The organism is Streptomyces lavendofoliae (assembly GCF_014649735.1).
GTDB classification, from domain to species: Bacteria; Actinomycetota; Actinomycetes; order Streptomycetales; family Streptomycetaceae; genus Streptomyces; species Streptomyces lavendofoliae.
This window is the reverse complement of sequence record NZ_BMTP01000002.1, coordinates 504,281-528,271: the sequence shown is the minus strand read 5'-3', so window position 1 is coordinate 528,271 and position 23,991 is coordinate 504,281. Positions and strand designations below refer to the sequence as shown.

Annotated in this window: 17 protein-coding genes; 10 read left to right on the top strand and 7 right to left on the bottom strand. The window is 70.6% G+C overall.

Going from position 1 to position 23,991, the window contains the following annotated elements; translation table 11 throughout:
* Positions 1-21: 21 nt before the first annotated feature.
* The 5 genes from IE109_RS05235 to IE109_RS05215 form a co-directional block, all read right to left on the bottom strand.
* Entirely contained in the window at positions 22-348 is a 327-nt protein-coding gene (locus tag IE109_RS05235; RefSeq protein ID WP_189549519.1) for an alpha-amylase inhibitor, read from the bottom strand.
* Positions 349-705: 357 nt separating this feature from the next.
* The gene (locus tag IE109_RS33990) at positions 706-1,062 is read right to left on the bottom strand and encodes an anti-sigma factor domain-containing protein (protein ID WP_373297630.1); all 357 of its coding nucleotides are present in this window, start codon (positions 1,060-1,062) and stop codon (positions 706-708) included.
* 33 nt (positions 1,063-1,095) lie between these two features.
* Positions 1,096-1,740 carry an L-threonylcarbamoyladenylate synthase gene (locus tag IE109_RS05225; RefSeq protein WP_189549515.1) on the bottom strand — a complete coding sequence of 215 codons (645 nt, stop codon included), beginning with the start codon at positions 1,738-1,740 and terminating at the stop codon, positions 1,096-1,098.
* Complete coding sequence (locus tag IE109_RS05220) at positions 1,737-2,372, bottom strand: carbonic anhydrase (RefSeq protein ID WP_189549513.1); 636 nt, start codon at positions 2,370-2,372, stop codon at positions 1,737-1,739. Before IE109_RS05220 ends, IE109_RS05225 begins: the two co-directional genes overlap by 4 nt.
* A gap of 195 nt (positions 2,373-2,567) precedes the next feature.
* Positions 2,568-4,097, bottom strand: coding sequence for a helix-turn-helix domain-containing protein (locus IE109_RS05215; RefSeq protein WP_189549511.1), 1,530 nt, complete (start codon positions 4,095-4,097; stop codon positions 2,568-2,570).
* A 446-nt stretch (positions 4,098-4,543) separates the two neighbouring features.
* Here IE109_RS05215 and IE109_RS05210 point away from each other — a divergent pair, with 446 nt between their 5' ends.
* Positions 4,544-4,978: a phosphatase domain-containing protein gene (locus IE109_RS05210; protein WP_189549509.1), complete on the top strand. Its 435-nt coding sequence runs from the start codon at positions 4,544-4,546 to the stop codon at positions 4,976-4,978.
* Here the strand turns inward: IE109_RS05210 and IE109_RS05205 are convergent.
* Positions 4,912-5,631 carry a class I SAM-dependent methyltransferase gene (locus IE109_RS05205; RefSeq protein WP_189549507.1) on the bottom strand — a complete coding sequence of 240 codons (720 nt, stop codon included), beginning with the start codon at positions 5,629-5,631 and terminating at the stop codon, positions 4,912-4,914. The genes IE109_RS05210 and IE109_RS05205 overlap by 67 nt on opposite strands.
* A 313-nt stretch (positions 5,632-5,944) precedes the next feature.
* Here IE109_RS05205 and IE109_RS05200 point away from each other — a divergent pair, with 313 nt between their 5' ends.
* Entirely contained in the window at positions 5,945-8,740 is a 2,796-nt protein-coding gene (locus IE109_RS05200) for an aconitate hydratase (protein WP_189549505.1), read from the top strand.
* Positions 8,741-8,926: 186 nt separating this feature from the next.
* Here IE109_RS05200 and IE109_RS05195 read toward each other — a convergent pair whose 3' ends face one another.
* A complete protein-coding gene (locus IE109_RS05195) occupies positions 8,927-12,760 on the bottom strand; it encodes a GH92 family glycosyl hydrolase (protein ID WP_189549503.1) in 3,834 nt (1,277 codons plus the stop codon).
* Positions 12,761-13,179: 419 nt separating this feature from the next.
* Here IE109_RS05195 and ngcE point away from each other — a divergent pair, with 419 nt between their 5' ends.
* From ngcE to dxs, 8 genes are all read left to right on the top strand, one after another.
* Entirely contained in the window at positions 13,180-14,658 is a 1,479-nt protein-coding gene (gene ngcE, locus IE109_RS05190) for an N-acetylglucosamine/diacetylchitobiose ABC transporter substrate-binding protein (protein WP_189549501.1), read from the top strand.
* A gap of 197 nt (positions 14,659-14,855) precedes the next feature.
* A complete protein-coding gene (locus IE109_RS05185; RefSeq protein WP_189549499.1) occupies positions 14,856-15,779 on the top strand; it encodes a carbohydrate ABC transporter permease in 924 nt (307 codons plus the stop codon).
* Between the two features lie 11 nt (positions 15,780-15,790).
* Positions 15,791-16,720, top strand: coding sequence for a carbohydrate ABC transporter permease (locus tag IE109_RS05180; protein WP_189549497.1), 930 nt, complete (start codon positions 15,791-15,793; stop codon positions 16,718-16,720).
* A gap of 205 nt (positions 16,721-16,925) precedes the next feature.
* Positions 16,926-18,125 (top strand): ROK family transcriptional regulator, encoded by a 1,200-nt coding sequence (locus tag IE109_RS05175; protein ID WP_189549495.1) that lies wholly within the window; start codon positions 16,926-16,928, stop codon positions 18,123-18,125.
* 121 nt (positions 18,126-18,246) lie between these two features.
* Positions 18,247-19,344: a substrate-binding domain-containing protein gene (locus IE109_RS05170; RefSeq protein ID WP_373297629.1), complete on the top strand. Its 1,098-nt coding sequence runs from the start codon at positions 18,247-18,249 to the stop codon at positions 19,342-19,344.
* A 377-nt stretch (positions 19,345-19,721) separates the two neighbouring features.
* The gene (locus IE109_RS05165) at positions 19,722-20,516 is read left to right on the top strand and encodes an ATP-binding cassette domain-containing protein (protein ID WP_189549493.1); all 795 of its coding nucleotides are present in this window, start codon (positions 19,722-19,724) and stop codon (positions 20,514-20,516) included.
* Complete coding sequence (locus IE109_RS05160) at positions 20,513-21,796, top strand: sugar ABC transporter permease (protein WP_189549491.1); 1,284 nt, start codon at positions 20,513-20,515, stop codon at positions 21,794-21,796. The genes IE109_RS05165 and IE109_RS05160 overlap by 4 nt, the downstream gene beginning before the upstream one ends.
* Positions 21,797-21,982: 186 nt before the next feature.
* A complete protein-coding gene (gene dxs, locus IE109_RS05155) occupies positions 21,983-23,896 on the top strand; it encodes a 1-deoxy-D-xylulose-5-phosphate synthase (RefSeq protein WP_189549489.1) in 1,914 nt (637 codons plus the stop codon).
* Positions 23,897-23,991 lie beyond the last annotated feature (95 nt).

The following is a 23,991-nucleotide window of genomic DNA, read 5'->3' as shown; positions in this document are numbered from 1 at the left end:
GCGGCTCGGCCGTTCAGCGGTTCACGGGGAGACGGTGGAGCACAGGGCCGCCCCCAGTACCTCGTTGTCCCCCGTGCCGTAACCCGGGAAGGTGACCGTGGCGCCCGGCTCCGCGTCCCGGCAGGGGACGGTGGTGCCGTCCCGGTACTCGACGGTGACGCGCTGGGCGGAGGTGCATCCGTTGGTGACGAACGTATAGCGCCAGCTCGTCGACAACTGAACGCAGGAAGGCGCCGCCTCGGCGGCGACAGCTACCGAGCCGACGGCGATCACCTGTGTGAAGCAGGCGAGTGCCGTAGCGGACGCGGCGATGACGACGCGGTTAATTGAACGCTTAATGGGCTTCATCGGTGATCATCCCTTCACTTCTCGAACTCAACGGGCCCGAGCGTAGAAAGGGACGGCCGGCCGAACGACGGGATCGCGCCAACCGCCCGTGTACCGGCGGTGTTACGCCGGCCGGACGGAACCCCGGCACGCCTCGCGTCCGGAACCCGGCCGACCGGCGCGTCCGGCCGGACCCGGACGCTCCAGGCGCCCTCGGCGCGACCGCCGGTCGTATACGGCCCGGCGAACCCACCGCCGCACGGCAGGGCGCTCCGCCGCAGGAAGAACGGCCTCGCCGCCCCGGTACGGGACGGCGAGGGGAGAACGCTCGGAAATCGCCCCTCCGCGCGGGCCGAATCGCGTGCGCGGCAGGTCCGGTCAGGTGGGCAGATTCAACAGGAGAAGGGGCGGTGTGGTCGGCCGGGCCGACCCTTCGGCGGGTTCGAGGGTGAGGCCGACCGCAGTGGCGCCGGCGGGGTTCCCGTCGACCAGGACGGTGCCGTCCCCGTGGACGAAGCCGGCCGGGCGCATCGTGCCCTCCTGGGCCAGCCACAGTGGTACGTCCTGCCCGGCCCCGGGGCGGGCAGGACGGTGGCGGTGAAGACGGCCGTCCCCTGCCGCTCGGAGGTGACGACGCTGGTGACGGCCCCCGTTGACGGCCCGCCCGTGCACTGCGCGGGCGCGCGCTCGCTCGGGCGGGTCGTCCGGCCGTCGCGTACGGACACCCGGCCGCAAGCCGGGGGCACCCCGGCTTGCGGCCGGGAGGTGTCAGGGAACGACGAGGCCGGACGCCACCGCACGGAGGCGTGACGCCGGCAGCACGCCGTCGCGCACGAGGACCGGCGTGGTGCCGCTGAGGTCGATGATCGAGGACGAGACCGCACCGGCCGTGCGGCCGCCGTCGAGATAGACGGAGACGGAGTCCCCGAGCATGCCCCGAGCCGTGACGCAGTCCTGGGGCGAGGGCCGGTCGGTGAGGTTGGCGCTGGAGACGGCCAGGGGACCGGTGGCGGCGAGCAGGTCCAGGGCCAGGGGGTGATCGGGCATGCGTACCGCCACGGTCCCTCCCGTCTCCCCCAGGTCCCAGCCCAGGGAGGGCCGGTGCCGCACCACCAGCGTCAGCCCGCCCGGCCAGAAGGCGTCGATCAGGTCGAGCGCCTCGCCGGGCAGGTCGTCCACCAGCTCGCGCAGGGCGTCCACGGAGTCGACCAGCACGGGAGAGGGCTTGTGCCGGCCGCGGCCCTTCGCCGCGAGCAGGGCGGCGACGGCCCCCGGGTCGAACGCGTCGGCCCCCAGGCCGTAGACGGTGTCCGTCGGCAGGACGACGAGTTCGCCCCGGCGTACCGCGGAGGCCGCCTCTTCGAGCCCCGCCGATCGGGCCGCCGGATCCGAGCAGTCGAAGTACCGCGTCATGAGCCCGCCCGGTCCCCTCCCGGGACGTCGCCGCGCGAGGTCACCAGCCGGGCGTCACCCCCGGCGAGCTGGTACCCCAGGCCCACGACGGCGACCTCTCCCGCCTCGACCTGTCCCGAGAGCAGGCGGGAACGGTCGAGCAGCAGGTCGACGGTGTGCCGGATGTGCTCGTCCACGATGTCGCTGTCGGAGGTCAGGCCGGCCGTGCGGGCGGCGAGGACGCTCGGGGTGACGCGCTCGACGACGTCGCGGACGAAGCCGCCCGCGGCGAATCCCTCCTCCACCGCCGCGCGGGCGGCGGCGACGGCGCCGCACGAGTCATGTCCGAGGACCACGACCAGGCGGGCGCCGAGGACGCTGGTGGCGTACTCGACGCTGCCCAGCACCTCCGCCCCCAGGACGTGTCCGGCGGTCCGTACGACGAAGAGGTCGCCGAGGCCCTGGTCGAAGATGATCTCGGCGGCGAGCCGCGAGTCGGAGCATCCGAGGACCACGGCGAAGGGGTTCTGCCCCGGAGCGAGCTCGGCGCGGCGGGCAGCGTCCTGATTGGGGTGCTCGGGCGTACCCGCCACGAAGCGCTTGTTACCGGACATCAAGGCGTCGAAGGCGACGGCAGGCGAAGTTCTGGGCATGGAACCAGCCTATGATCCGTCCCCGCGCCGCGCGTGCCCGGGGACCGTTTTCCGGCCCGCCGGCCACCGCCCGCACCCGCGCGGCGCCGGGGGAGAGGCGGGGCGGGGCGGCGCCACGCCGGCGCACCGCCGCACCCCTGCCGGCCGGTGTTCCCCGGGGCCGGCCGGGGTACGGCGGTGCCGCGGCGCCGCTCGTCAGATGTCGCGGAAGATCTCGATCTGCGCGCCCACCGAGTTGAGGCGCTCCGCCAGGTCCTCGTAACCGCGGTTGATGACGTAGACGTTGCGCAGGACGGACGTGCCCTCGGCCGCCATCATGGCGAGGAGGACGACCACCGCGGGCCGCAGCGCCGGCGGGCACATCATCTCGGCCGCGCGCCAGCGGGTCGGGCCCTCCACCAGCACCCGGTGCGGGTCGAGGAGCTGGAGCCGGCCGCCGAGGCGGTTGAGGTCGGTGAGGTAGATGGCCCGGTTGTCGTAGACCCAGTCGTGGATCAGGGTCTGGCCCTGGGCGGAGGCGGCGATGGCCGCGAAGAACGGCACGTTGTCGATGTTCAGGCCCGGGAACGGCATCGGGTGGATCTTGTCGATGGGCGCCTCCAGCTTGGAGGGCCGGACGGTCAGGTCCACCAGCCGCGTACGGCCGTTGTCGGCGGCGTACTCCGTCGTGCGGTCGTGGTCGAGGCCCATCTCCTCCAGGACCGCGAGCTCGATCTCCAGGAACTCGATCGGTACGCGGCGGATCGTCAGCTCCGACTCGGTGACGACCGCCGCGGCCAGCAGGCTCATCGCCTCGACCGGGTCCTCGGACGGCGAGTAGTCGACGTCCACGTCGATGGAGGGGACGCCGTGCACGGTCAGCGTGGTCGTGCCGATGCCCTCCACCCGTACGCCCAGGGCCTCCAGGAAGAAGCACAGGTCCTGGACCATGTAGTTGGAGGAGGCGTTGCGGATGACGGTGACGCCGTCGTGGCGCGCGGCGGCCAGCAGCGCGTTCTCGGTCACGGTGTCACCGCGCTCGGTCAGCACGATCGGGCGGTCCGGGGTGACGTGGCGGTCCACCTCCGCGTGGTACAGCCCCTCCGTGGCCGTGATGTCCAGGCCGAAGCGGCGCAGCGCGATCATGTGCGGTTCGATCGTGCGCGTACCGAGGTCGCAGCCGCCCGCGTACGGGAGCTTGAACTGGCGCAGCCGGTGCAGCAGCGGCCCGAGGAACATGATGATGGACCGGGTGCGGCGCGCGGCGTCCGCGTCGATGGCGGCCATGTCGAGGTGCGCGGGCGGGACGATCTCCAGGTCCATCCCGTCGTTGATCCAACGCGTGCGCACCCCGATGGAGTTCAGCACCTCGAGGAGCCGGTAGACCTCCTCGATGCGGGCGACGCGCCGCAGCGTCGTACGGCCCTTGTTGAGGAGCGAGGCGCACAGCAGCGCCACGCACGCGTTCTTGCTCGTCTTGACGTCGATGGAGCCGGACAGCCGGCGCCCGCCCACTACGCGCAGATGCATGGGACCCGCGTACCCGAGTGACACGATTTCACTGTCGAGCGCCTCGCCGATTCGGGCGATCATCTCAAGGCTGATGTTCTGGTTTCCGCGCTCGATGCGGTTGACTGCGCTCTGGCTTGTGGCCAGCGCCTCGGCGAGCTGCGTCTGAGTCCAGCCGCGGTGCTGCCGGGCGTCACGGATGAGCTTGCCGATGCGTACGAGGTAGTCGTCTGCCATGGGGGAAGGCTATCTCAGATATGAGATGACCTCTCGATCGGGGTCCGCCGTCAGGGTGACGGGTCGTGAGCGGCGGCCCGACGCCGCCCGTGGAGCGGGAGTTCACCGCGCCCGAACCACCCGGCCGCCCACCGACCGCCGGCCGCCGGTCCGGCCGCCGGTCCGGCCGCCGGCGCGCCGCCGTCGTGGGCCTCCGCCCCGGGTCGCCCACCGGCCGCGAGTTCCGCGCCCGCGGTCCGCCGTCGTGTCGGGGGCTCCCGATGTCGTCGCGCGTCCGGTGGCAACTCGCGGCGCGGACCGCCGGGCGCCGGTGCCGGCGTCGTCGGTTGCCCTCGTCGCGGTGGACGGGGGCACCCTTGGTCCTGCTCCGATGCTCGGGGCCACGGCCTGCCCCCGCAACCCGGGTTCGGCCGTCCGGGTGCGAACTCGGCGGCTACGGTGAGCGGATGACCCACACCTGGAGCACCGCCGGCCCGGGGGTCCTGCGCCTCCCGTCCGGCCGCCTCGTCCGTGGCCGCGGCCTGCGCCGGCCGCCGCCGCCCGGCCCGGCGCCCGAATTCGCGGTGTACCTGCTCGGCAAGCGGCCGCCCGGCGTCCCCTGGGAGACGCGCTGGGTGCGCTGGCCGGACTTCCGGCTGCCCGCCAGTGCGGCGGACGCCCGCGCCGCCCTGCGCGAGGCGTGGGAGCGCGCGGCGGCCGAACGTGTCGAGATCGCCTGCGGCGGCGGTCGCGGCCGGACGGGCACGGCCCTGGCCTGCCTGGCCGTCCTCGACGGCGTACCGTCGGACGAAGCGGTGGAATTCGTCCGCCGGAACTACGACCGCCGTGCCGTGGAGACCCCTTGGCAGAAGCGTTTCGTCCGCCGGTTCGTGCCGGGCTGACGCCATACGAGCGTGTACCGCCAGAACAGCCGGCGCCGCAGTCGCGCGCCCGGCAGCACACGCCGGGCCGCGCGGGCGACGTCGGCGAAGGACGTGTCCGCCGGCCGGGTCGGGGCGGCCGGCGAGACCGCCGGGGGCGCCGCACGGCCCCGGTTCCGCAGCAGACCCATGGCGGCGTTCGGCGGGACCGCCACGGCGCCGAGCAGGTGTTCCACCGGGCTCCGCGGGCGGTACAGCCCGACCACCACCAGGGTCCCGCCGGGCGCGAGGTGCCGGCGGAACGCGGTGAGGGCGCCGGTGAGCGGCAGGTGGTGCAGGGTCGCGACACAGGTGATGACGTCGTAGCCGCCCGCCGGGATCCCGGCGGGTGCGCGCGCGACCGTGAAGGTCACCGGCGCCGCGCCCGCCAGGGGCGCCTGCTCCCGCGCCCGGGCGGTGATCGCCGGGTCGGCGTCGATCCCGTGCACCCGGCCGGCGCGGCCGGCGAGGAGCCGGGCCAGGTCGCCGGCGCCGGAGCCGACGTCCAGGGCGCTGCCGAAGCGCCGGGGGAGCCGGCGCAGGATCCATCGGTGGTAGTGGGCGTTGTGGTCCCAGGGGTGGGCGGCGTTGAACCGGTCGAGTGCCTCCATGAGGCGGCGCGGCGGTGTCGTCATCCCCCCAGCCCATCAGGCGCCGGCCGCCGCCGGTACCCCCCACCACCGGCCGCGCCGGCCGCCGCCGGTACCCCCGCCGCCGGCGCTTTCGCGCGGTGGCGCCGGGGCTGTGACGCGTCGGCGCCGGGCGCGCCTCGTCGCCGGGCGTGGTCATGTACTAGAGTTATCTCGACATCGAGATATCTGCCGAAAGACGCACCGCAGCCGCGCCAGCCGGTAAGGGTTACCTAACTAAGTCTTACCTTAGCGGATCGGCGAGGAGCCCACGCGGCAGGATGCGGTAAGAACGCGCACATTGATGAAGGAGACTGTCGTGTCGGCGAACAGCTTCGACGCCCGCAGCACGCTGCGCGTGGGCGACGAGTCGTACGAGATCTTCAGGCTGGACAAGGTCGAGGGCTCCGCCCGCCTCCCGTACAGCCTCAAGGTCCTCCTGGAGAACCTGCTCCGTACCGAGGACGGCGCGAACATCACCGCCGACCACATCCGGGCCCTCGGCGGCTGGGACTCGCAGGCTCAGCCGAGCCAGGAGATCCAGTTCACGCCCGCCCGCGTGATCATGCAGGACTTCACCGGTGTGCCCTGTGTCGTCGACCTCGCCACCATGCGCGAGGCCGTCAAGGAGCTCGGTGGCGACCCGGCGAAGATCAATCCGCTGGCCCCGGCCGAGCTGGTCATCGACCACTCCGTCATCGCCGACAAGTTCGGCACCGCGGAGGCCTTCGGCCAGAACGTGGAGCTGGAGTACGGCCGCAACAAGGAGCGCTACCAGTTCCTGCGCTGGGGCCAGACCGCGTTCGACGAGTTCAAGGTCGTCCCGCCCGGCACCGGCATCGTCCACCAGGTGAACATCGAGCACCTGGCCCGCACCGTCATGGTCCGGGGCGGCCAGGCGTACCCCGACACCCTCGTCGGCACCGACTCCCACACCACCATGGTCAACGGCCTCGGTGTGCTCGGCTGGGGCGTCGGCGGCATCGAGGCCGAGGCCGCCATGCTCGGCCAGCCGGTCTCCATGCTGATCCCGCGCGTCGTCGGCTTCAAGCTCACCGGCGAGCTGCCCACCGGCACCACCGCCACCGACCTGGTGCTGACCATCACCGAGATGCTGCGCAAGCACGGCGTCGTCGGCAAGTTCGTCGAGTTCTACGGTGAGGGCGTCGCCGCCACCTCCCTCGCGAACCGCGCCACCATCGGCAACATGTCGCCCGAGTTCGGCTCCACCGCCGCGATCTTCCCGATCGACGACGAGACGCTGAACTACCTCCGGCTCACCGGCCGCTCCGCTCAGCAGGTCGCGCTCGTCGAGGCGTACGCCAAGGAGCAGGGCCTCTGGCTGGACCCCGCCGCCGAGCCGGACTTCTCCGAGAAGCTGGAGCTGGACCTCTCCACGGTCGTCCCCTCCATCGCCGGCCCCAAGCGCCCGCAGGACCGCATCGTCCTCGCCGAGGCGGCCGAGCAGTTCGCCAAGGACGTCCTCAACTACGTCGAGATCCCGACCGTGGCGCCCGGCACCGCCGCCTCCCCGGTGGACGAGGCGAGCGACGAGTCCTTCCCGGCCTCCGACGCCCCGGCCTACGGCAGCCAGGAGAACGGCGCGGGCGCCCCGCAGCACGCCGAGGGCACCGGTGCCGCGGTCCCGTCGAACCCGGTCACCGTCACCGCCCCCGACGGCAGCACCTACGAGATCGACCACGGCGCCGTCACCGTCGCCGCGATCACCTCCTGCACCAACACCTCGAACCCGTACGTCATGGTCGCCGCCGCGCTGGTGGCCAAGAAGGCGGTCGAGAAGGGCCTCACCCGCAAGCCGTGGGTCAAGACCACCCTCGCCCCGGGCTCGAAGGTCGTCACCGACTACTTCGACAAGGCGGGCCTGACCCCGTACCTCGACAAGGTCGGCTTCAACCTCGTCGGCTACGGCTGCACCACCTGCATCGGCAACTCCGGCCCGCTGCCGGAGGAGGTCTCCAAGGCGGTCAACGACCACGACCTCGCGGTCACGTCGGTCCTCTCCGGCAACCGCAACTTCGAGGGCCGGATCAACCCCGATGTCAAGATGAACTACCTGGCCTCCCCGCCGCTGGTCGTCGCGTACGCCATCGCGGGCTCCATGAAGGTGGACATCACCAAGGACGCCCTGGGTGTCGACCAGGACGGCAAGCCGGTGTACCTCAAGGACATCTGGCCCTCCGAGGCCGAGGTGAACGAGGTCGTCGCGAGCGCCATCGGCGAGGACATGTTCAACAAGTCCTACCGGGACGTCTTCGCCGGCGACGCCCAGTGGCAGGCGCTGCCGATCCCGACCGGCAACACCTTCGAGTGGGACGCCGAGTCCACCTACGTCCGCAAGCCCCCCTACTTCGAGGGCATGACGATGGAGACCACCCCGGTCTCCGACATCACGGGCGCCCGCGTGCTCGCCAAGCTGGGCGACTCGGTCACCACCGACCACATCTCCCCGGCCGGCGCCATCAAGGCCGACACCCCGGCCGGCAAGTACCTCACGGAGCACGGCGTCGAGCGCCGCGACTTCAACAGCTACGGCTCCCGCCGAGGCAACCACGAGGTCATGATCCGCGGTACGTTCGCCAACATCCGCCTGCGCAACCAGATCGCGCCGGGCACCGAGGGCGGCTACACCCGCGACTTCACGAAGGAAGACGCACCCGTCTCCTTCATCTACGACGCCTCGCGCAACTACATCGAGCAGGGCATCCCGCTCGTCGTCCTCGCGGGCAAGGAGTACGGCTCCGGCTCGTCCCGCGACTGGGCGGCCAAGGGCACCGCGCTCCTGGGCGTCAAGGCCGTCATCGCCGAGTCCTACGAGCGCATCCACCGCTCCAACCTCATCGGCATGGGCGTCCTCCCGCTCCAGTTCCCCGAGGGCCGGAACGCCGAGTCCCTCGGTCTGACCGGCGAGGAGACCTTCTCCTTCACCGGCGTCGAGGAGCTGAACAACGGCACCACGCCGCGCACGGTGAAGGTGACCACCGACACCGGCGTCGAGTTCGACGCGGTCGTCCGCATCGACACCCCCGGCGAGGCGGACTACTACCGCAACGGCGGCATCATGCAGTACGTCCTGCGCAACCTGATCCGCAACTAGGGATCAGCCGCACGGCCGCGAGGGCCGCACCCCGTTCCGGACGGGGTGCGGCCCTTCCGCGTCGGGGCGCACGCCCACGGGGTCACCGGGCACCGGAGGGAAGGGGAGGTCCGGTCACGGACGGCGGCCCGGCGCACGGGAACCGTCCCGCGCCCCGGGCCGCCCGGCCCCCCGGACGACGCCGGTTCAGCGCAGCAGCTCCACCTCCGCCAGCGTCGACACCGCGTCCGGCACCAGGCGGTAGCGCTCGTACGCACCGGGCCGCGCGACCGTGAACACCCGCGTCTGGCGGTCCCACGCGAACGACTCGCCGGACCGCCGGTCCAGATCCCTCCACGCCGTGCCGTCCCGCGACCCCTGGAGCACCCAGCCCCCGGGGGCGGACCCCCGGGCCGCCGAGGTCAGGGTGTACTGCGCCGCCCGCGTACCGCCCGCCGGGACCGGCAGCTCCACGGCCTCCACCGACGCCGACGTCGCCGACGTGTCGTCGAACAGCTCGCCCGCGCCCCTCAGCACGTCCCGGCGCGGCGACGGCACCTCGTCGCCCCGGGTGAGGGACACCGGCGCCGCGCCCGGGCCGGTGCCCCATGCCGACGGCTCCGGTCCCATGGCGAACTCCAGCGTCCCGCCGCGCGCCACCAGCGCGTGCGGCAGCGCCGTCGACGTCCAGCGCCTGCCGTCCACCTTCAGGCCCTGCACGTAGACGTTGCGCGCGCTGTTCTCCGGGGCCTTGACCACCAGGGTCCGGCCGTTGTCCATGCGCACGGTCGCCTTGGTGAACAGCGGCGAGCCGATCGCGTACTCCCCGCTGCCCATCACCAGCGGGTAGAAGCCCAGCGCCGAGAACAGCCACCAGGCCGACTGCTCGCCGTTGTCCTCGTCACCGTGGTAGCCCTGCCCGATCTCGCTGCCCGTGTACAGCCGCGACAGCACCTCGCGCACCTTCTCCTGCGTCTTCCACGGCCGCCCGGCCGCGTTGTACATGTACGGCACGTGGTGCGCGACCTGGTTGGAGTGGCCGTACATGCCCATCCGCACGTCCCGCGCCTCCGTCATCTCGTGGATGACGCTGCCGTAGGAGCCGACGAACTCGGGCGACGCCGTCTCGGGCGTCGAGAAGTAGGTGTCCAGCTTCTTCGCCAGACCGGCCCGGCCGCCGTACAGGTTGGCCAGGCCCCGGCTGTCCTGCGGGGCGGTGAAGGCGTAACCCCAGCCGTTGGTCTCCGTGTAGTCGTGGCCCCACACCCGCGGGTCGTACGACGCCGACGGCACCCGCCACGCGCCCTTCGCGTCCCTCCCCTGGAAGAACCCCGCCTCCTTGTCGAAGAGGGTCACGTAGTTGCGCGCCCGGTTCAGGAAGTAGGCGGCCTCCTCCCGGTACCGGGCCTTGCCGGTCCTCTTGTGGAGCGCGCCGGCCATCCTCGCCAGCCCGTAGTCGTTGAGGTAGCCCTCCAGGGACCAGGACAGTCCTTCGTGCGTCGCGGTGGAGGCGTACCCGGCGAACGGCGACGTCTCCATGCCCTTGCGGCCCACGCCCGACGAGGGCGGCACCACCGTGGCGTTCTTCAGCGCCGCCTCGTACGCCGCCTCCGCGTCGAAGTCGACGCCCTTGACGTACGCGTCGGCGAACGCGACGTCCGAGGACGTCCCGGTCATCAGGTCCGCGTAGCCGGGGGAGGACCAGCGGGAGATCCAGCCGCCGTCCTTGTACTGCTGGACGAACCCGTCGACCAGCTCACCCGCCTTGCGGGGGGTGAGGAAGGAGTACGCGGGCCAGGTCGTGCGGTACGTGTCCCAGAAGCCGTTGTTCACGTACACCTTGCCGTCGACGATCCTCGCGCCGGTGCGGGTCGGGGTGTCCGGGCCGGTCCGCGGCGAGAAGGGGCTCGCGTACCGGTCCTCGCCGTCCACCTTCTCGAAGCCGGAGTTGGGGTAGAGGTACAGCCGGTAGAGACTGGAGTACAGCGTCACCAGCTGGTCGCGGGTCGCGCCCTCGACGGTCACCCGCCCCAGGAGGCGGTCCCAGGCGTCCTGCGCCCGCTCCCTGACCCGCTCGAAGCGGGTGCCGGAGGGGATCTCCGAGGCGAGGTTGCGCTGTGCCTGCTCCACACTGATCAGGGACGTCGCCATGCGCAGCGTCACGGTCCGGTCGGCGCCCGCGTCGAACCGCAGGTGCCCCTTGACGCCCGCCGACGCGGAACCGGTGACCGGCGCGTCGAAGACGCCGTACACGAACATACGGGTCGCGCCGGTCGACAGGCCGCTCTTGACGTCCGAGAAGCCGGTGAACGACCGGGTCGCCGGGTCGAGCGTGAGACCGCCCTCGTCGGTGACGTTGTCGAACACCACCGACGCGTCCGCGCCGGGGTAGGTGAAGCGCATCATCGCGGCGTGGTCGGTCGGTGTCATCTCCGCCGTGATGCCGTTCTCGAAGGTGACGCCGTAGTAGTGCGGCTTGGCCGTCTCCCTCTCGTGCCGGAAGGGCAGCGCGCGGCGCACCCGGTCGGTCTCCGGCGTCCCGGCGGCGGCGGAGGGCAGCAGCTGGAAGGTCTGCCGGTCACCCATCCACGGACTCGGCTCGTGGCTGGCGCTGAAGGCCTGGATCGTGGGGAGGTTGTCCGCGTTGTTGCCGCGCGCGTACTCGTACAGCCAGCTCTTGGAGGCGGCGTTGGTCACCGGCGTCCAGAAGTTGAAGCCATGGGGCACGGCCGTGGCGGGGAAGGTGTTGCCGCGCGAGAAGGAGCCGCTGGAGTGGGTGCCGCGGACGGTGGAGGCGTGGTCGGAGGGGCGGGCGTGCCGCTCCGCGGGCTCCGCGCGCCCGATCCTGATGTCGTCGATCCAGCCCTGGAACGCCGCCGGGCCGGCGGGGGAGTCGTACGCCACCAGGATCCGGTCCACCGTCCGCCCGGCCGCGACCGTCCCTATCCCGGACGTCACCTGGTTCCACTGGTTGACGTAGAGCCGCTTCGCCGCGCCCTGCCCTTGCGGCGTGAGCGCCCCGCCGTGGCTGTCCACGGCCCCCAGCGCGCTCAGGTACGTGCCGTCGGTGAACGCCAGGTCCACGGCGACGTTCGTGGCCGGGTAGGCCAGGTCCGTCTCCGGCATGGAGGGGAAGATCCGGTACGACAGCTCGGTGTCGCGCCGCACCAGCGTGTCGACGTCGAAGACCTTGTTGTACGAGTAGGCCCGGCCGCCCGGCTTGTGCGTGCCCGCGTACCGCAGCGCCCGCACCCCGGTGAACCCGGCGTTCGCCTTGGCGGTGGGGGAGCCGCCGGGCCCCCGGTGGACGTGGCTGCGCATGTCGGGCGGGGCGGGGGCGGAGGTGTCACCGTTCGAGAACTGGACGTCGGCGAGCTGGGTGATGCCCGGGGCACCGTTGTTACCGGTGATCTCCAGTCGGTAATGCGCGTACTCCGTTGAATTGTTGAAGTCGTAGGTCCGGGTTTCGAAGCGCTTTTCGAAGGTCTGACCCTCGCGGGTGTCCAGAACCGTCCATTCCGTACCGTCCGCAGATCCCTTGAGCGTCCACGTCCGCGGGTCGCGGGGCGCGTGGTCGTTCGCGGAAGTCAGCGCGTACGTGACCACCTTGACGGGCTGGTCCAGATCGAATTCCACCCAGGCGGTGGGGGCGAAGGTGAGCCATTTCGTGTTCGGCTGGAGGTCGACCAGGTTCTCCTTGGTCTCCCCGGCGCCGCCGTTCTCACCGCTGGCGCGCACCGCGGTCACCTTGTCGGTGACGTTCCCCGGTATGCCCGCCGCGTAGCCGCCGTCGACCCCGGACGCCCGCCGGCGGCCGTCGGCGCCGACCTCGACGGTGTCGCGCCAGTCCGGCGGGCGCTCGTCCGCCTCGAAGGACGACCGGAACTCCTGTTTCCCATCGCCCGGTTGGCCGGGGAGGGTGAGGGCGGCGACCGGTGGGGCCGCCGTCGCGACCAGTGAGGCGGCCAGCACGGCGGCGGCCGTACGGGGGAATCGGTGACGGGTTCTCGGTGCGGACGTGCTGGGGTGTCTGGGCTGCATCCCGCGTCCTGCCTCCTGCCGAAAGCGCGTTGGACAACGTTGTCAGGTGAGCTGCGCAGGAACCAGTAGGGAGGTAAGTGGCGGACGGTGTCAAGGGTGTTGACGGCTGCGAAAGGGCCGATTCAGCCGTTCTGCCGAACCGTGTGACCGGTGAATGCGCGCCGGTGGCCGAGGTATTTCCCCGAGGTCTCAACTCGGGAAAGACTGCTGACCAAAGTTGCTTTCGATCTTGCTCATGTGGCGCGAAGTGGACTATACCTGTCCGCGTCCGAGTGGCGTCGCGCCAGCCGGCACCGCACGATCACCCAGCACCTGCACGACCCAGCAATTGACCGCGGTGGCGGGGGCCCTTCGCCTCAGGCGAGCAGGACGGGCGACCGGTACACCGCCTGAGTCCTGGAGAAGGCGAGGACTTGAGCATGGGATCCAGCTCCGCCCGCACCAATGAGGGCCCCGGCCACGAGGGCACCGGCGACGAGGGCCTCCGCCGCCGCGATCTGATCAGGCGGTCCGCCGCGCTCGGTCTGGTCGCCGTCCCGGCCATGGGCCTGCTGTCCGCCTGCGCCACCGGCGGCGGTGGCGGCAACGACAAGGAGACCAAGGCCCCCGGCGGCCCCAAGTCCGAGAAGAACCCGCTCGGCGTGGCCAAGGGCGCCCCGCTCGAGGCGTTCATCTTCAAGGGCGGCCTGGGCGACCAGTACGCCAAGGACGCAGAGGCCGACTACAAGGCCACCTACGGCGCCGACGTCAAGCACACCGGGACCCAGCAGGTCGGCCCCAAGCTGACCCCGCGCTTCGCCGGCGGCAACCCGCCGGACGTCATCGACAACTCCGGCGCCGACCACCTCGACATGAACAAGCTGTCCACCCAGGGTCAGCTCCAGGACCTCGCCGCCCTCCTCGACGCGCCCTCCATGGACGACCCGGCGAAGAAGGTCCGCGACACGATCCACCCCAGCACCGTCGAGAAGGGCACGCACGGCGACACCTTCGACGTGCTCTACTACGCCTTCACCATCTACGGCACCTGGTACTCCCGGAAGCTGCTCGCCGACAAGGGGTGGACGTACCCCAGGACCCTCTCCGAGATGGTCACCCTGTGCGGCGAGATCAAGAAGGCCGGCATCGCCCCCTGGACGTACGCCGGCAAATTCCCGTACTACGTGCACTTCAACCTCTTCGCCCAGATCGCCAAGATCGGCGGCATGGAGAAGTGGATCGCGATCGACAACCTGGAGCCGAACGCCTGGACCTCCAACGACGCGGTCAAGGAGGTCGTCGAGCACTACGAGGAGCTCGCGGCCAAGAAGTACTTCCTCGAAGGCAGCCAGGGCCTCACCCACATCCAGTCCCAGACCGCCTGGAACAAGGGCAAAGCCGTCTTCATCCCCAACGGCTCCTGGGTGGAGAACGAAGCCGCCCCCACCACGCCCGCCGACTTCGGTATGGCCGTCGGCGCCCTTTTCGACGGCACCGGCGACAAGATGCCGCACGGCACCCTGCGCGCCGAGCCGAGTGAGCCGTACATCGTCGCGAGCAAGGGCCGGAACCCGGCGGGCGGCATGGAGCTGCTGCGCATCATGCTCTCCCGGAAGCACGCGCAGAACTTCGCGAAGAAGGTGAAGTCCCTGACCTGTGTCATGGACGCCACCGAGGGCATGACCCTCTCGCCGGGTCTCGCCTCCGCCAGCGAGGTCTTCAAGGCGGCGGGGGACAACCTGATCAGTCTTCAGCTCCAGGAGTGGTACCCGGCGCTCACCGACGAGAAGATCGGCGGTCTGACCGGCCAGCTGCTCGCCGGGGAGCTCAAGGCCGCCGACTGGATCAGGAAGACCCAGGCGGAATGCGACAAGGTGGCCAGGGACGACTCCGTCACCAAGTTCAAGCGCACCGCGTGATCGCGTGATCGCGTGACCGCGTACCGAGGAACCGCCGGAACCGCCGGAGCCGCGTGACCGGGGAACCGCCGGAACCGCCGAAGCCGCGCGGACGGGAAACCGCCGGAACCGCGCGGGGGCGTGGTCGTGTCACGCACGCCGTATCGGATCGCCTGACCTGACAGTTCGACAAACGAGGGGAAGGGCCGGGGAGCACCATGCAACACGGCAAATACCGATTCATCGTGGGCTTCCTGGCCCTGCCTCTGCTCATCTACGGCGTTTTCGTCATCTCGCCGTTCGTCCAGGCATTCCAGATCTCCATGACCGACTGGTCCGGCCTGGTGGGCACCGCGGAGTTCATCGGCCTGGACAACTTCGCCAAGCTCTGGGAGAGCGACGAATTCTGGAACGCGCTGCGCCACAACGTCTACATGCTGGCGCTCGTCCCCCTGGTCACGCTCGCGCTCGGGCTCTTCTTCGCCTTCATGCTCAATGTGGGCGGCCGTCGCCGGAAGAACGAAGTCGTCACCGGCGTGGCCGGCTCCAGGTTCTACAAGTTCGTCTTCTTCTTCCCCCAGGTCATCTCCATCACGATCATCGCCGTCATCTGGTTCAACATCTACAACCCCGACCCGGACGACGGCATGCTCAACTCCCTGCTGGGCGCGTTCGGACTGGACGCCCTGCAGAACTCGTGGCTGGGGGAGAAGAGCCTCGCCCTGTGGTGCATCAGCGCGGTCATGGTCTGGGGGCACGTCGGCTTCTACGTGGTGCTGTTCTCCGCCGCCATGGCCTCCATCCCGCGGGACATCTACGAGGCGGCCCTGCTGGACGGGGCCAGCCGCTTCCACACCTTCTTCCGGATCACCCTCCCGCTGCTGTGGGACACGGTCCAGACCGGCTGGGTGTACATGGGCATCATCGCCCTGGACGCCTTCGCGCTGGTCCAGATCATGTCGGTGAACATGGGCGGCCCGGACGGCGCCACGGACGTCATGCCGCTGCGGCTCTACCTGACGGCGTTCCGCGACAGCCAGTTCGGCTACGCCGCCGCCATGGGTGTCGCCATGCTCATCGTCACCATGACCTTCGCCGTACTCACGATGCGCTTCGCGCGCCGTGAGCGGATCGAGTACTAGGGACGGCCCGGATGACGACCGAAGAGATCGAAGCGGTGACCAAGCAGGGGCCGGCCAAGCCCGCCGGGGTCACCCGGCGGCTCGGCCCGACGACCGGCCGCACCTCCGAGGGGGGCGTGCTGAACGTCTTCTCCCACGGCATTCTCGTCGTGTGGGCGCTGATGGTGGGGGTGCCGCTGCTGTGGGTGCTGTGGAGCGCCTTCAAGGACAGCAACGGCATCCTGACCGACCCGTGGGGCCTGCCGACCGTCCTGCACTGGGAGAACTGGGCCAACGCGTGGAACGACGCCAACATGGGCCGGTACTTCGTCAACACGGCCGTCGTGGTCGGCGGGTCCGTCGTGGGCACGATGGTGCTCGGGTCGATGGCCGCGTACGTCCTGGCGCGCTTCACCTTCCCCGGCAACCGGTTCATCTACTACCTGTTCGTGGCCGGCATGTCCTTCCCGGTCTTCATGCTGGTCATTCCGCTCTTCTTCGTGCTGCGGGACTTCCCCGGCAGCTCGCTGCTGGCGACGTACCACGGGCTGATCCTGGTCTACATCGCGTACTCGCTGCCGTTCACCGTCTTCTTCATGACGGCGTTCTTCCGTACGCTGCCGACCTCGGTGGCCGAGGCGGCGATGATCGACGGCGCCTCGCACACCCGCACCTTCTTCCAGGTGATGGTCCCGATGGCGAAGCCCGGGCTGATCAGCATCGGGATCTTCAACTTCCTGGGGCAGTGGAACCAGTACCTCCTGCCGATGGTGCTCAATCAGCAGGAGGACAAATACGTCCTCACCCAGGGCCTGGCGATGATCGCGTTGCAGCAGGGTTATGAGAACGACTGGGGGGCGCTGATGGCGGGGATGATGATCGCCATGCTGCCGGTGCTGATCGTGTACTCGATCTTCCAGCGGCAGGTGCAGTCCGGTCTGACGGCCGGGGCGCTGAAGTAGTCCACGTCACGAAACGAAACGGCCCGTCGATGGAGCGCACGCTCCTGACGGGCCGTTTCCCTATGGCTGGGGGCAAATATCCGATTTCTCCGCATCTTATTCGCTCATCGGAGGCCGACAACGCTCAAGGTCTTGACGGACGCCAACCCAAAAGGCTCAGCTTAGAGTTCACATGTTGGAGAAAACGGCAGGAGTGAGTGAGTCGATGGAGACTCCGGGGTCGCAGACATCTCTGCATCGGGCCAATCTCGAGCGGGTCGTGCGCGCGGTGCGCATGGCGGGGTCGCTCACCCAGGCGGAGATCGCCAGGACCACCGGCCTGTCCGCCGCCACGGTCTCCAACATCGTCCGTGAGCTGAAGGACGGCGGCACCGTCGAGGTGACCCCCACGTCGGCCGGTGGCCGCCGGGCCCGCAGCGTCTCGCTCAGCGGCGACGCCGGCATCGTCATCGGGGTCGACTTCGGCCACACCCACCTGCGTGTCGCCGTCGGCAACCTGGCCCACCAGGTGCTCGCCGAGGAGTCGGAGCCGCTCGATGTCGACGCCTCCTCCGAGGAGGGCTTCGACCGGGCGGAATCGCTGGTCAAGCGGCTGATCGCGGCCACCGGGATCGGCCAGGACAAGGTGATCGGTGTGGGGCTCGGCGTCCCCGGCCCCATCGACGTCTCCTCCGGGACCCTCGGCTCCACCGCGATCCTGCCGGGCTGGACCGGCATCAACCCCAGCCGGGAGCTGTCCAGCCGCCTCGGCGTCCCGGTGTACGTCGACAACGACGCCAACCTCGGCGCGCTCGGCGAGCTGGTCTGGGGCGGCGGGCGCGGGGTCAAGGACCTGGCGTACATCAAGGTGGCCAGCGGTGTGGGCGCCGGGCTGGTGATCGACGGGCAGATCTACCGGGGCCCGGGCGGCACCGCCGGCGAGATCGGGCACATCACCCTCGACGAGTCCGGCCCCGTCTGCCGCTGCGGCAACCGGGGCTGCCTGGAGACGTTCACCGCCGCCCGCTACGTCCTGCCGCTGCTCCAGCCAAGCCACGGGGCGGACCTCACCATGGAGCGGGTCGTCCAGCTGGCGCGGGAGGGCGATCCCGGCTGCCGCCGGGTGATCGGGGACGTCGGCCGGCACATCGGCAGCGGCGTGGCCAACCTGTGCAATCTCCTCAACCCCAGCCGCGTCGTCCTGGGCGGCGACCTGGCGGAGGCCGGGGAGCTGGTGCTGGGGCCCATCCGCGACTCGGTCTCCCGCTACGCCATCCCCAGCGCCGCCCGCCAGCTCTCGGTCGCTCCGGGAGCCCTGGGCGGCCGTGCCGAGGTGCTCGGCGCCCTCGCGCTCGCACTGAGCGAAATGGGTGATTCGACCCTGCTTGAGAACGCGCTGGCTCCGGTCACTCCTGCGTTCACTTAGATAACGGATGGCACCGTTGTCATCTCGTTGTCAATTTACTCCTTGACGACGACGTTGCGGCCGAGTTGACTTCACGCCACCTCGGCCGCAACGTCGCGGCCTCGTCAGGGAGGCAACCCACATGAACGCAATGACGCGACGCATCGTCATAGGCACGGCGGCGGTATCGATGGCCGCTTCCCTCGCCGCTTGTGGCAAGGCGGGCGACGGTGACACCGCCGGCGGCGGAGGCGACAGCAAGACCATCGGCCTGCTGCTGCCGGAGAACAAGACGACCCGCTACGAGACGTTCGACCGCCCGATCATCGAGGCGAAGATCGAGGAACTGTGCGGCGACTGCGAGGTCAAGTACAACAACGCCGCGCAGGACACCGAGACCCAGAAGAAGCAGTTCGACGCTCTGGTCACGCAGGGCGTCAAGGTGATCATCCTGGACGCGGTCGACTACAAGGCCACCAAGTCCTGGGTGCAGCAGGCGGAGAAGAAGGGCGTCAAGGTGGTCGCGTACGACCGCCTCGCCGAGGGCCCGATCTCCGCCTACGTCAGCTACGACAACGAGAAGATCGGCCGCCTCCAGGGCGAGGGCCTGGTCAAGGCGCTGGGCGCCAAGGCCAAGGAGAGCAACGTTGTCATGATCAACGGCTCGCCGACCGACCCCAACGCCCCGCTGTTCAAGAAGGGCGCCCACAGCGTCCTGGACACCGGCGTGAAGAAGGTCGTCTACGAACAGGACATCCCGGACTGGTCGCCGGACGAGGCCAACAAGAAGATGGGTGCCGCCATCGACTCCCTGGGCAAGAACGGCTTCCAGGGCGTCTACTCCGCTAACGACGGCATGGCCGGCGGCATCATCACCGCCCTCAAGAAGCAGGGCGTCAAGGTCCCGGTCGGCGGCCAGGACGCCGAGCTCGCGGGTCTCCAGCGCATCCTGTCGGGTGAGCAGGCCTTCACGATCTACAAGCAGATCAAGCCGGAGGCCGAGACCACCGCCGAGATCGCGGTCAAGCTCCTCAAGGGCGAGGACATCGCCTCCCTGACCCCGACCAAGGTCACCAGCCTCACCGGCGAGTTCAAGGACATCCCGGCCAAGCTGTACGACGCGCAGATCGTGACCAAGGAGAACATCGCCTCCACGATCATCGCGGACAAGGTCTACAAGGCCGCGGACATCTGCACGGCCGAGTACCAGGCCGCCTGCGCCGCCGCCGGCATCAAGTAGCCGTCCGGCCCTCCCGTACCGGTCCGGCGCCCGCCCCTCCACGCCCCGCAAGCGCGGGCGGGCGCCGGACTCACCACCCGGACCCCCGGCCGGCAACGGCCGCCGCACCCGGCCCGTCCAGGGGCGCCCCGCGCCCCACGGCCCGACCCGCACGCCCGCAACCGCGCACCCCGAACCGCCCCGCCCGCCGTGCCACGGCGCACGCCGTCCACCACGGAAGTGCGGACGGGCGGACGGACGACCGGGCGGACAGGCGGACGGACGGGCGTCCGCCACGGACGTCACGGACCCGGCGGGCGGCCCGCACCGGGCCGGCCGGGCCGGTTCCCCTTCACGCTCCACGTACCACCATCCCCGCCGGACAGGCGGCGAAGGAGATGATTCACGTGTTCGCTACGCCCGTGTTGGCGTTGCGCGGAGTCTCCAAGCGGTTCGGCGCCGTCCAAGCGCTCACCGACGTAGACCTGGAGATCCACGCCGGTGAGGTCGTCGCCCTGGTCGGCGACAACGGCGCCGGCAAGTCGACGCTCGTCAAGACCATCTCGGGGGTCCACCCCATCGATGAAGGCGCCATCGAGTGGGAGGGCGACGAGGTCAAGATCCAGCGGCCGAACGACGCCCAGGACCTCGGGGTCGCGACCGTCTACCAGGACCTGGCCCTCTGCGACAACCTCGACGTCGTCGCCAACCTCTTCCTGGGCAGCGAGCTGAAGAGCCTCTCCGTCCTCGACGAGATCGCGATGGAGAAGCGCGCCAAGGAGCTGCTGGACACCCTGTCCATCCGCATCCCCAGCGTCCGCATCCCGGTCGCCGCCCTCTCCGGCGGTCAGCGCCAGGTCGTCGCCATCGCCCGTGCCCTGATCGGCGACCCCAAGGTCGTCATCCTGGACGAGCCGACCGCCGCCCTCGGCGTCGAGCAGACCGCCCAGGTGCTCGACCTGGTCGAGCGGCTGCGCGAGCGCGGCCACGGCGTCATCCTCATCAGCCACAACATGGCCGATGTCCGCGCCGTCGCCGACAAGGTCGCCGTCCTGCGCCTGGGCCGTAACAACGGTGTCTTCGACGTCAAGGACACCACCCACGAAACGATCATCGCCGCGATCACCGGCGCCACGGACAACGCCGTGACCCGCCGGCAGGCGCGTACGGCCACGAAGGAGGACGCGAAGTGAGCGACCTCACCAAGACCCCCGCCCCGGACGCGGAGCAGTCCGCGGCCCCCGTCCCGGCCGTCGACCCGCGCCTCCTGGTACGCGAGGAGGGCCTCAAGGGCTACTGGACCGAGTTCACCCGCAAGGTGCGCGGCGGTGAGCTGGGCTCCCTGCCCGTGTTCATCGGCCTGATCGTCATCGCGATCGTGTTCCAGTCGCAGAACGGCAACTTCCTCTCCGCCAGCTCCGTCGCCAACATCGCCGTCTACACCTCCGGCCTCGGCATCATGGCGGTCGGCATCGTCTTCGTGCTCATCCTCGGCGAGATCGACCTGTCGGTGGGTTCCGTCGCCGGCGTCGGCGCCGCCGTGTGGGCGGTGCTCAACGTCAGCAACGGCATGAACGACTGGCTGGCCGTCGCCATCGCCGTCCTGTCCGGCCTCGCCCTCGGCCTGCTCCACGGCTTCTTCTTCGCCAAGATCGGCGTGCCGGCCTTCGTCGTCACCCTCGCCGGCTTCCTCGGCTGGAGCGGCCTGCAGATCTGGCTCATGGGCCAGGAGGGCTCCATCAACGCGCCGACCGGCAGCGTCGTGGAGCATCTGACCGGCTACTACTTCGAGGACAAGGCCGCCGCGTACGGCCTCGCCCTGGTCGCCGTCCTCGCCTACGCCGGCTCGCTCCTGCTGGACAGCAAGCGCCGCAAGGCCGCCGCGCTCCCGGCCCGCCCGGTCAGCGAGATCGTGCTGCGCGCCGGCTTTGTCGCCGTCCTGTGCTTCGTCGTGGCGTACGTCCTCAACGAGCCCGCCGGCGCCCGCGGGCTGCCGCTCGCGCTGGTCCTCTTCCTGGCGGTCCTGGTCGTCGCCGACTTCGTCGCCCGCCGCACCACCTTCGGCCGGCAGGTCTTCGCGGTCGGCGGCAACGCCGAGGCGGCCCGCCGCGCCGGCATCAACGTCGACCGGGTCCGCATCCTGGTCTTCGGTCTCTCCGGCCTGCTCGCCGCCTTCGGCGGCCTCTTCGTGGCCAGCCTCTCCGGCGGCGCCACCAAGAGCCTGGGCGGCGGCAACACCCTGATGCTCGTCATCGCCGCGGCCGTCATCGGCGGCACCAGCCTCTTCGGCGGCCGCGGCAAGGTCTGGTCCGCGCTGCTCGGCATGATTGTGATCCAGTCGATCCAGCAGGGCCTGAACATGCTCGGCATGGCGTCCGAGATCCAGTACATGATCACCGGCGCGGTGCTCCTCGCCGCCGTCGTGATCGACTCGGTCTCCCGCCGTACGCAGAAGACCGCAGGTCGCGCGTAGTGTGAGCACATCCGTGGTCGAATGTGACCACCGCAATGCCCGGCGCCCTCAACCGGCGCCGGGCATTGCTGCGTCCGAGCCACTGGGGCGACGCGTTACGCACCGCCCGATGACCACCGCCAGGCGCGGAACACTAGACTCGACCAAATCGGCAGCTCGACCAGCTCAACACGCAAGGAGGCACGGGTGGCTCTGCTGACCCGTATCACGGGCCCGCGCGATCTCGACCGGCTCTCCCCGGAGCAGCTGGACCAGCTGGCCGCGGAGATCCGGTCCTTCCTGGTGGACGCCGTCTCCAAGACCGGCGGCCACCTCGGTCCCAACCTGGGCGTGGTCGAGCTGACCATCGCCCTGCACCGGGTCTTCGAGTCCCCCAAGGACAAGATCCTCTGGGACACCGGTCACCAGTCCTACGTCCACAAGCTGCTCACCGGCCGCCAGGACTTCTCCCGGCTGAAGATGAAGGGCGGCCTGTCCGGCTACCCGGCGCGCGCCGAGTCCGAGCACGACGTCATCGAGAACAGCCACGCCTCCACCGTCCTCGGCTGGGCCGACGGCCTCGCCAAGGCCAACGAGGTCCTCGACCGGGACGACCACGTCGTCGCCGTCATCGGTGACGGCGCCCTCACCGGCGGCATGGCCTGGGAGGCGCTCAACAACATCGCCGAGGCCAAGGACCGCCCGCTCGTCATCGTCGTCAACGACAACGAGCGCTCCTACGCCCCGACGATCGGCGGCCTCGCCAACCACCTCGCCACGCTCCGCACCACCGACGGCTACGAGCGCTTCCTGGCCCGTACGAAGGAGATCCTCGACCGCACGCCGGTCGTGGGCAGGCCGCTGTACGAGACGCTGCACGGCGCCAAGAAGGGCCTGAAGGACTTCATCGCGCCGCAGGGCATGTTCGAGGACCTCGGCCTGAAGTACGTCGGCCCCATCGACGGCCACGACATCGAGGCCCTGGAGTCCGCGCTGACCCGGGCCAAGCGGTTCGGCGGACCGGTGATCGTGCACTGCCTCACCGAGAAGGGCCGCGGCTACCAGCCCGCCCTCGCGGACGAGGCCGACCGCTTCCACGCCGTCGGCAAGATCCACCCCGACACCGGCCTGCCGATCTCCACCTCCGGTGCCGACTGGACCGGCGTCTTCGCCGACGAGATGGTCAAGCTCGGCCACGAGCGCGAGGACGTCGTCGCCATCACCGCGGCCATGCTCCAGCCGGTCGGCCTCGACAAGTTCGCCAAGGCCTTCCCCGACCGGGTGTACGACGTCGGCATCGCCGAGCAGCACGGCGCCGTCTCCGCGGCCGGCCTCGCCACCGGCGGGCTCCACCCGGTCTTCGCCGTCTACGCCACCTTCCTCAACCGCGCCTTCGACCAGGTCCTCATGGACGTCGCCCTGCACAAGTGCGGCGTGACCTTCGTCCTCGACCGGGCCGGTATCACCGGCACCGACGGCGCCTCCCACAACGGCATGTGGGACATGTCGATCCTCCAGGTCGTCCCCGGCCTGCGGATCGCCGCCCCGCGCGACGCCGACCAGGTCCGCGCCCAGCTGCGCGAGGCCGTGGAGGTCGACGACGCGCCGACCGTGGTGCGCTACTCCAAGGGCGCGGTCGGCCCCGCCGTCGAGGCCGTGGGACGGATCGGCGGCATGGACGTGCTGCGCGAGGCCGGCACCGACAGGCCGGACGTGCTGCTGGTCTCCGTCGGCGCGCTCGCGCCCATGTGCCTGGAGATCGCCGGCCTGCTCGACCAGCAGGGCATCTCCACCACCGTCGTCGACCCCCGCTGGGTCAAGCCGGTCGACGAGGCCATGGCGCCGCTCGCCGACCGCCACCGCGTCGTCGTGACCGTCGAGGACAACGGCCGCGTCGGCGGCGTCGGCTGCGCGGTCGCCCAGGCGCTGCGGGACGCCGGTGTCGACGTCCCGCTGCGCGACTTCGGCATCCCGCCGCGCTTCCTCGACCACGCCTCCCGCAAGGAGGTCATGGCCGAGATCGGGCTCACCGCCCCGGACATCGCCCGCCAGGTCACCGGCCTGGTCTCCAAGCTGGACGGCCGGTACGAGCGGGCCGAGGTCGAGGCCGCGCGCGACTGACCTGTCCGGAACGCCGCGCATTGGGCCGGTCGGAGCACCCCGAGGGGTTTCCGGCCGGTCCATTCGTGTGAAAGGGCCTCCCAGGGCGGGCGCCG